This is a genomic window from Streptomyces sp. NPDC058877, assembly GCF_042742855.1.
Lineage (GTDB): Bacteria > Actinomycetota > Actinomycetes > Streptomycetales > Streptomycetaceae > Streptomyces.
The window spans coordinates 1-8,113 of sequence record NZ_JBHYMF010000265.1; the positions used below are offsets into that span (position 1 = coordinate 1).

Genomic DNA, 8,113 nt, shown 5'->3' on the forward strand with positions numbered 1-8,113 from the left:
GTCGCCGGGGGCTGCGGCCCGGGCGGGCGGCGGCAAGGGCGGCGGCCCCTGGTGGCGCTCGGTCCCGAAGGTCGCCTCGGTCACCGCCGTACTGGTGGCGGCGGCGGCACTGGCCGTCGTCCTCACCAACCGCCCGGGGGACAAGGGCGACACGGCGGGCGCGGGCGGCGGCGAGGTCTTCCTCCAGAACGCCTCCGCCACCGGCCCCGACCCGTTCACCCGGTCGACGGCGCAGAACGACACCGGTTCCGCCTCGCCGGCCTCGCTGCCGCCCCGCACCTCCTCGGCCGTACCCGAGATGTCGGGGTCGACCCCGGGCCTCTACGGCGGGACGCAGTCGGTGGCCAGTTGCGACGTGGAACAGCAGGTGCGCTACCTCTCCGACGAACCCGCGAAGAACGCGGCCTTCGCCTCGGTCATCGGTATCGCCCCGAACGAGGTGCCCGCCTACCTCCGCTCCCTGACCCCGCTCCAGCTCCGCGTCGACACCAGGGTGACGAACCACGGCTTCCGGGACGGCGCGGCCACCACCTACCAGTCGGTGCTCCAGGCGGGAACGGCCGTCATGGTCGACGACCGCGGGGTGCCCCGGGTGCGCTGCGCCTGCGGCAATCCCCTCACCACCCCGGTGGCGCAGAAGGCGCCGCGCACCACGGGTACGCCGTGGCAGGGGTACGACTCGCAGCAGGTGGTCGTGGTGGCCCCCTCAGTGACGGTCGTGAACGTGTTCGTGGTGTACGACCCCCAGGACGGCGACTGGTTCGCACGGAAGCACGGCGACACCGGAAGGCAGGACAAGCCGACCACTCCGCCCACGGTCTCTCCCTCCTCGCCGTCCGCGTCCACTTCCTCCCCGTCGACATCGCCGTCGTCACCGGTGCCCTGCGTCACGGTGACGGGCACGGAAACCCCGACGCCGAGCAACGGCATCACCCCGTCGCCGTGCCCCTCGACGCTTTCCCCCTCCGCTTCGACCCCTCCGTCGACCCCTCCCTCGACTTCGCCGTCCGACACTCCCGGCCCCACGGACACGTCGCCGTCGACCCAGTCGTCGAGCCCCGCATCGGGGCCCACGTCGAACGGTCCGGCGAGCTCCCCGGGGCAGACCTCGAAGCAGCCCGCGGGGCAGACGACCAACCAGTCGGCGGCCGTCTCCCCGGCCACCCCGGTCTCACCGCTGTCCCCACCGCCCCCGTCCTGAGCCGCTGAGGGCCTCCGGCCGGCACCCCCTTATTCGGATGCCCGCCCCCGGAGGCCCCTGTACGGTGCACCGAGTGGAACCACTGACCGACAAACAGATCCGCGCGTCCTTCGTGAACTGCACCAAGGGCGAAGCCTCGCGCCTCAAGCTCCCCCTGGACTTCGCCGAACTTCCCTGGGAGGACCTGGACTTCCTCGGCTGGGTGGACCCGGGTGCGCCGCTGCGCGCACACCTGGTGGTGCCGCGCGCGGACGGACCGCTCGGCGTGACCCTGCGGGTCCCGGCGACCGGTCGGACCAGCGCCGTGAAGTCGAGCCTGTGCCAGGTCTGTCTGACCGGACACGCGTCCTCCGGCGTCACGCTCCTGGTGGCGCCCCTGGCCGGCAACCGTGGCCGCGAGGGGAACACGGTCGGCATCTACCTCTGCGCCGACCTCGCCTGTTCCCTCTACGTCCGGGGCAGGCGACAGCCGAAGTTGCGCGGTGGGCGCCACGAGGAGTCCCTCGCCCTCGACGAGCGGGTCGCCCGCCTGACGGGCAACCTGGACGCCTTCGTGGGACGGGTGACGGCGGGCTGAGGCGCCCGGTCGCCCCTGCGCTCAGCGGAAGGCCTGCTCGCCGGTGAGCGCCTTGCCGATGACCAGGGAGTGGACCTCGCTGGTCCCCTCGTAGGTGAGCACCGACTCCAGGTTGTTCGCGTGGCGCAACACCGGGTACTCCAGGGTGATGCCGTTGGCACCCAGGATGGTGCGGCACTCCCGGGCGATCGCGATGGCCTCGCGCACGTTGTTCAGCTTGCCCACGCTGACCTGGTCGGAGGTGAGCGCGCCGGCGTCCTTGAGCCGGCCGAGGTGCAGGGCGAGGAGCATGCCCTTGCCGAGCTCGACGGCCATGTCGGCGAGCTTCTGCTGCGTGAGTTGGTACGAGGCGAGGGAGCGGGCGAAGACGGTCCGGTCCTTGGCGTAGGAGATCGCCGTCTCCAGGCAGTCACGGGCGGCGCCGAGCGCACCGAAGACGATGCCGAAGCGGGCTTCGTTGAGGCAGCCGAGCGGGCCGGAGAGCCCACGGGCGTCCGGCAGCACCGCGTCGGCGGGGAGCCGCACGTCCTCGAAGACCAGTTCGCTGGTGACGCTCGCCCGCAGCGAGAGCTTCATCTTGATCTCGGGAGCGCTGAACCCCGGGGTGCCGGCGGGGACGACGAAACCGCGGACGCCGTCCTCGGTCCGGGCCCAGACGACGGCGACGTCGGCCACCGAGCCGTTGGTGATCCACATCTTGGTGCCGTTGAGCACCCAGTCGGAGCCGTCCCGCTTGGCGTTGGTCCGCATGGCACCGGGGTCCGACCCTGCGTCCGGCTCGGTGAGGCCGAAGCAGCCGATGGACTCGCCCGCCGCCATCCCCGGCAGCCACTGCTGCTTCTGCTCCTCGGATCCGTGCTTCCAGATCGCGTACATGGCGAGGGAGCCCTGCACGGAGACGAGGGAGCGCAGCCCGGAATCGACGGCTTCCAACTCCATGCAGGCGAGGCCGTACGCGACGGAGTTCGTGCCCGCACAGCCGTAGCCCTCCAGGTGCATGCCGAGCACGCCGACGCCACCGAGGGTGCGGGCGAGTTCGCGGGCGGGAATCTCGCCCTTCTCGAACCAGTCCGCGACGTGCGGCCGGAGCTCGCGGTCGGCGACGGCCCGCACGGTGTTGCGGATCTCCCGCTCCTCTTCGGTCAACAGTCCGTCGATGGCGAGCAGGTCGAGCGGGTGGACGGGGGTGGACGGCGACTTCACGGACGGCCTCCTGACGACTGTGGCAACTCGGCGAGGCGAAGCGTAGCCGTAGATCGGATATTGGATCCAGTATTGAAAATCCGACACCCGGACCGTACGGTCCGATTGGATCCAATCCTCGGTCCACGGGGTCCGCCCCTCCCCCGCACGGACCCCACGAGGGGCCCGCTTCCCGATTCAGTTTCCTCCGACCAGGGCGAGGAGCCACGGAATGCACGCAGACCAGCAGGACACACCGGGGAATCCGCCGATGGGCGGCGCCCTGTCCGGAATCGTCGTCGCCGACTTCGGCCGGGTGCTCGCCGGACCGTACATGACCATGCTCCTCGCCGACCTGGGCGCGGACGTGATCAAGATCGAGCGGCCCGGCTCCGGCGACGACACGCGCGCGTGGGGGCCGCCCTTCGCCGCCGGCGAAGCCACGTACTTCCTCGGCGTGAACCGCAACAAGCGCTCCGTCGCACTGGACCTCACGGACCCCGAGGACCTGGCCGCAGCACGTGCGATCGTGGACCGGGCGGACGTGCTCGTCGAAAACTTCCGCCCCGGCACCATGGAGAAGCTCGGCCTGGGCTACGAGGACGTGCGGGCGGGCAATCCCGGGCTCGTCTACTGCTCGGTGACCGGCTTCGGCGCCGCGGAGGGCGCCCGGCTGCCGGGCTACGACCTGCTCGTCCAGGCCATGGGCGGCCTGATGAGCATCACGGGCGAACCGGGCGGACCGGGCACGAAGGCGGGCGTCGCCCTGGTCGACGTGATCACCGGTCTCCATGCGGGCCTCGGCGTCCTCGCCGCCCTGCGGCACCGGGAGCGGACCGGCGAGGGCCAACGCGTCGAGGTCTCCCTGCTGACCTCCCTCCTCTCGGCGCTCACCAACCAGGCCGCCGCCCACCTCGGCGCCGGGGCGACGCCGCGCGCCATGGGGAACAGGCACCCGAGCATCACCCCCTACGAGGTCTTCGAAGCCCGGGACCGACCACTGGCCCTCGCCGTGGGCAACGACCGGCAGTTCCGGATCCTGTGCGAGCGGCTCGCACTGCCGGAGCTGGGTTCGGACCCCCGCTTCGCGACCAACACGGCCCGGGTCGCCCACCGCGAGGAGCTGCTCGAAGCCCTCGCCGGACCGCTCGGCACCCGCACCGCCGACGCGTGGTTCGAGGAGCTCACCGCGGCCGGCGTGCCCTGTGGACCCATCAACGACCTGGCAGCCGCCTTCGACCTCGCCGACCGGCTCGGGGTCTCCGCACGCGTGCCGGAGTCCGCGGCCGGCCCCGGTCAGGTCGCCAACCCGATCGGCCTCGACGTGACCCCACCCTCCTACCGCACCGCTCCCCCGCGCCTGGGCGAGCACACGGACGATCTGCTCGCAGGGTTGGGCAGGGGCGTCCGCAGGGGTTCGGCGGCGGACCGCGACGCGTAGGAAGATGGTCGACACCGGGGGCGAGGCCCTCCGGCGGCAACACGAAGGAACGGAAGGTCACAGGCGATGAGCAGCGCGGTCCGGAAGCGGCGGCCTCAGACCGTCCAGCAGTTCGTCCTGGAGGAACTGCGGCGCGCCATCACCAGCGGAGAGCTCAAGCCCGGCGACCCGATCCGCCAGGAAGCCCTGGCGGCCCGGTTCGAGGTGAGCCGGGTACCGCTCCGCGAGGCCCTGAAGGCGCTGGAGGCCGAGGGATTGGTCGTCCATCACGTCCACCGGGGCTACTTCGTCGCGGAGCTTTCGGTCGAGGACCTGGAGGAGATCTACCGGATCCGGGAGCTCCTGGAGACCGAGGCCGTGCGCACCGCCGTACGGGGGATGCCGGAGGGCACGGTCAGCGCCCTCGAACACATCCAGCAGCAGGTGGAGCGGGCCGCCGAGGAGGGGGACGTGGCCGCCATGGCCGAGGCGAACCGGCTCTTCCACTTCACCCTGATCGAGGCGTCCGGAATGCCGCGCCTGGTCCGCCTCATCACCTCCCTGTGGGACGCCACCGATGCGTACCGCTCCCTCTACTACACCGAGCCGCCGCACCGTCAGCAGGCCGTGGAAGAGCACCGCGCCGTGATCTCCGCGCTCCACCGCGGCGACGAGGACGCCACGGTGCACCGGCTCGACCAGCACCGGTCCCACGCGGTGGCGGCGCTGCGCAAGGTCCTGGCGCCGGAAGTCGACGAACGGGACTGAGTCCACCCGGGTGCGCGGCCCGGCACCCGCCGGCCCGACCTCCTTCGCCCCCGCCCTCCGACGCGACTTCCGGCGCGGGGCGAACCGCACCCCGACCCGCGTCGGGAACTGCGCCTGGAGCTGCGGTTACCCTTGCGCCGGACGCGAGGAGGAACCATGGCACGGATGCCGTCGGCGGAACGACGCAGGCAGCTGGTCGAGGCGGCGATCAGGGCGATGACCAGGGACGGGGTCGCCCGGACGACCACTCGGTCGATCTGCGCCGAGGCGGGGGTGTCACTGAGCGTCTTCCACTACTGCTTCGACTCCAAGCAGGCACTGCTGGAGGCCGCGATCGAGACGATCACCGGCAACTACGTGGCGCGCGTGATGTCCGCGGTCGAGCCGGGAGCGACCCTGCAGGAGACCGTGCGGGGCGCACTGCGGACGTACTGGGACCACGTCACGGCCCGTCCCGGCGAGCACATGCTGACGTACGACCTGACCCAGTACGCGCTGCGGGAGCCGGGCTTCGAGCACCTGGCACGCGCCCAGTACGAGCAGTACGTGGCATCGGCGGCGGCCCTGATCGAGCAGGTCCGCGAGATCCGGGGGCTTGAACCGCGGGTGCCGGTGGAGATGATCGCGCGCTATCTGGCGGCGGCCATCGACGGGCTCACCCTGCAGTTCCTCGTCCTCGGGGACGAACGGGTGGCAACTGATCATCTTGATCTGATGTCTCGTCAACTCGTTTCCATGATTGAGGGTTGACGCCGCGTGCGAGTCACAGGAGCAATCAACAGGTCATTTGACCCGGACTCTTGACTCACTCCCTCAACACCGCGATCCTCGGGGCGCCCGGTACACCCCCACCGTCCGGAGGCATTGCTGACCATGACTCGATCCACTTCTCGCGGGACCGGCGGAAGATCCGCCCTCCTGGCACTGCTCATCGCCCTGGCGGCCGTGCTGTTCGGCGCCGCCCCGGTCCCCGCCGCGGACACCTCCGACTCGTGGTGGGAGCCCGCCTCCCGCCCTGCGGCCGATTCCCAGATCAACGTCACCGGTGCGCCCTTCAAGGGCACGGACGCCCAGGGCAAGGTGCGCGGCTTCGTGGACGCGCACAACCACCTGATGTCCAGCGAGGGCTTCGGCGGTCGCATGATCTGCGGCAAGCCGTTCTCCACGGAGGGCGTCGCCGACGCCCTCAAGGACTGCCCCGAGCACTACCCGGACGGCTCCGGGGCGCTCTTCGAGCACCTCACGGGCGGCGACAACGGGAAGCACGACCCGGTCGGCTGGCCCACCTTCAAGGACTGGCCGGCCAACAACTCGCTGAGCCACCAGCAGAACTACTACGCCTGGGTCGAGCGCGCCTGGCGCGGCGGCCAGCGCGTCCTCGTCAACGACCTGGTGACGAACGGCCTGATCTGCTCGCTGCTGCCCCGTGACCGCAGCTGCGACGAAATGACCGCGATCCGCCTGGAAGCCCGCAAGACCTACGAGATGCAGGACTACATCGACGGGATGTACGGCGGTCCCGGTAAGGGCTGGTTCAGGATCGTCACCAGCGCCGACCAGGCACGCTCGGTCATCGAGCAGGGCAAGCTCGCCGTCGTCCTCGGCGTGGAGACCTCGGAGCCCTTCGGCTGCAAGCAGATCCTCGACGTCGCCCAGTGCAGCCAGGCGGACATCGACAAGGGGCTCGACGAGTTGTACGCGCTCGGCGTGCGCAGCATGTTCCTCTGCCACAAGTTCGACAACGCGCTGTGCGGCGTCCGCTTCGACAGCGGCACGACGGGCGTCGCGGTCAACATCGGCCAGTTCCTGTCCACGGGCACCTTCTGGACCACGGAGAAGTGCACGGGCCCGCAACACGACAACCCCATCGGCCTCGCCGCCGCGCCCGCCGCGATGGCCGAAAAGCTGCCGGCAGGGGTGAGCGTGCCCTCCTACTCCTCCGACGCCCGGTGCAACACCCGGGGTCTGACCAGGCTCGGCGAGCACGCCCTGCGGGGCATGATCGACCGCGGCATGATGCTGGAGCTCGACCACATGAGCGTCAAGGCCGCCGGCCGGGCGCTGGACATCCTGGAGGCCGAGGAGTACCCGGGCGTCCTGTCCAGCCACAGCTGGATGGATCTGGACTGGACCGAACGGCTCTACCGCCTCGGCGGTTTCGCCGCCTCCTACATGCACGGTGCCGAGGGATTCGTCGGTGAGGCGGCGCAGAAGGCCGACCTGCGGAAGAAGTACGGGGTCGGCTTCGGCTACGGCACGGACATGAACGGCGTCGGAGGCTGGCCGGGGCCGGTCGGCCCCGACGCCCCGAACGCCGTGAAGTACCCCTTCCGGAGCTTCGACGGCGGCTCGGTGCTCGACCGCCAGGTGACGGGCGAGCGCACCTGGGACCTCAACACGGACGGCGCCGCGCACAACGGCCTGGTGCCGGACTGGATCGAACAGATCCGGCTGAGCCCGGGCGGCCCCGGCGTCGTGGACGAACTGTCACGGGGAGCGGAGTCGTACCTGACCACGTGGAAGCGGACGGAGGACCACGAGCCGGGCGTGAACCTCGCGGCGGGACAGCCGGTTTCGGCCTCCAGCACCGAGTGGTGGAACCCCTTCGTGAACTTCTCGCCGGGCCTGACGGTCGACGGCAACACGAGCACCCGCTGGGCCAGCGAATGGTCGGACGACCAGTGGCTCCGGGTGGACCTGGGCTCCGTGCGCCGGGTCGGGCGGGTCACTCTCGACTGGGAGCGGGCCTACGCGCAGGCGTACCGGATCGAGTTGTCGGACGACGGCACGAACTGGCGGAACGTGTGGTCCACGGACTCGGGTGACGGCGGCTACGACACCGCCGAGTTCGCCTCGCAGCAGGCCCGCTACGTGCGGGTCCACGGCGTGAAGCGGGCCACCGGCTGGGGGTACTCCCTCTACGAGGTCTCCGTGACCAGGTCCTGAAACTGACGGAGGGGCCTGC

Annotated in this window: 7 protein-coding genes; 6 read left to right on the forward strand and 1 reads right to left on the reverse strand. The window is 70.9% G+C overall.

Features of this window, described 5'->3' with window-relative positions; genetic code table 11:
• Positions 1-1,201: DUF6777 domain-containing protein (locus ACFW2Y_RS33225; protein WP_384886672.1), on the forward strand; the 1,201-nt coding region annotated here is incomplete at its 5' end.
• Between the two features lie 73 nt (positions 1,202-1,274).
• A complete protein-coding gene (locus ACFW2Y_RS33230; RefSeq protein ID WP_384886675.1) occupies positions 1,275-1,778 on the forward strand; it encodes an FBP domain-containing protein in 504 nt (167 codons plus the stop codon).
• A 21-nt stretch (positions 1,779-1,799) separates the two neighbouring features.
• On the opposite strand, the gene ACFW2Y_RS33235 is transcribed toward ACFW2Y_RS33230, so the two are convergent.
• Complete coding sequence (locus ACFW2Y_RS33235) at positions 1,800-2,981, reverse strand: acyl-CoA dehydrogenase family protein (protein ID WP_384886678.1); 1,182 nt, start codon at positions 2,979-2,981, stop codon at positions 1,800-1,802.
• A 211-nt stretch (positions 2,982-3,192) separates the two neighbouring features.
• Here ACFW2Y_RS33235 and ACFW2Y_RS33240 point away from each other — a divergent pair, with 211 nt between their 5' ends.
• The 4 genes from ACFW2Y_RS33240 (at position 3,193) to ACFW2Y_RS33255 (ending at position 8,094) form a co-directional block, all read left to right on the forward strand.
• Positions 3,193-4,401, forward strand: coding sequence for a CaiB/BaiF CoA transferase family protein (locus ACFW2Y_RS33240; protein WP_384886681.1), 1,209 nt, complete (start codon positions 3,193-3,195; stop codon positions 4,399-4,401).
• Between the two features lie 66 nt (positions 4,402-4,467).
• Positions 4,468-5,148, forward strand: coding sequence for a GntR family transcriptional regulator (locus ACFW2Y_RS33245; RefSeq protein ID WP_384886684.1), 681 nt, complete (start codon positions 4,468-4,470; stop codon positions 5,146-5,148).
• Between the two features lie 156 nt (positions 5,149-5,304).
• Positions 5,305-5,898 (forward strand): TetR/AcrR family transcriptional regulator, encoded by a 594-nt coding sequence (locus ACFW2Y_RS33250; RefSeq protein WP_384886686.1) that lies wholly within the window; start codon positions 5,305-5,307, stop codon positions 5,896-5,898.
• A gap of 123 nt (positions 5,899-6,021) precedes the next feature.
• Positions 6,022-8,094, forward strand: coding sequence for a discoidin domain-containing protein (locus ACFW2Y_RS33255; protein ID WP_384886689.1), 2,073 nt, complete (start codon positions 6,022-6,024; stop codon positions 8,092-8,094).
• The last annotated feature ends 19 nt before the right edge of the window (positions 8,095-8,113 follow it).

Excerpts from the sequence above, each read along its gene's own strand:
- ACFW2Y_RS33240 (WP_384886681.1), top strand. The coding sequence starts at position 3,193 with ATGCACGCAGACCAGCAGGACACACCGGGGAATCCGCCGATGGGCGGC.
- ACFW2Y_RS33245 (WP_384886684.1), top strand. The coding sequence starts at position 4,468 with ATGAGCAGCGCGGTCCGGAAGCGGCGGCCTCAGACCGTCCAGCAGTTC.
- ACFW2Y_RS33250 (WP_384886686.1), top strand. The coding sequence starts at position 5,305 with ATGGCACGGATGCCGTCGGCGGAACGACGCAGGCAGCTGGTCGAGGCG.
- ACFW2Y_RS33255 (WP_384886689.1), top strand. The coding sequence starts at position 6,022 with ATGACTCGATCCACTTCTCGCGGGACCGGCGGAAGATCCGCCCTCCTG.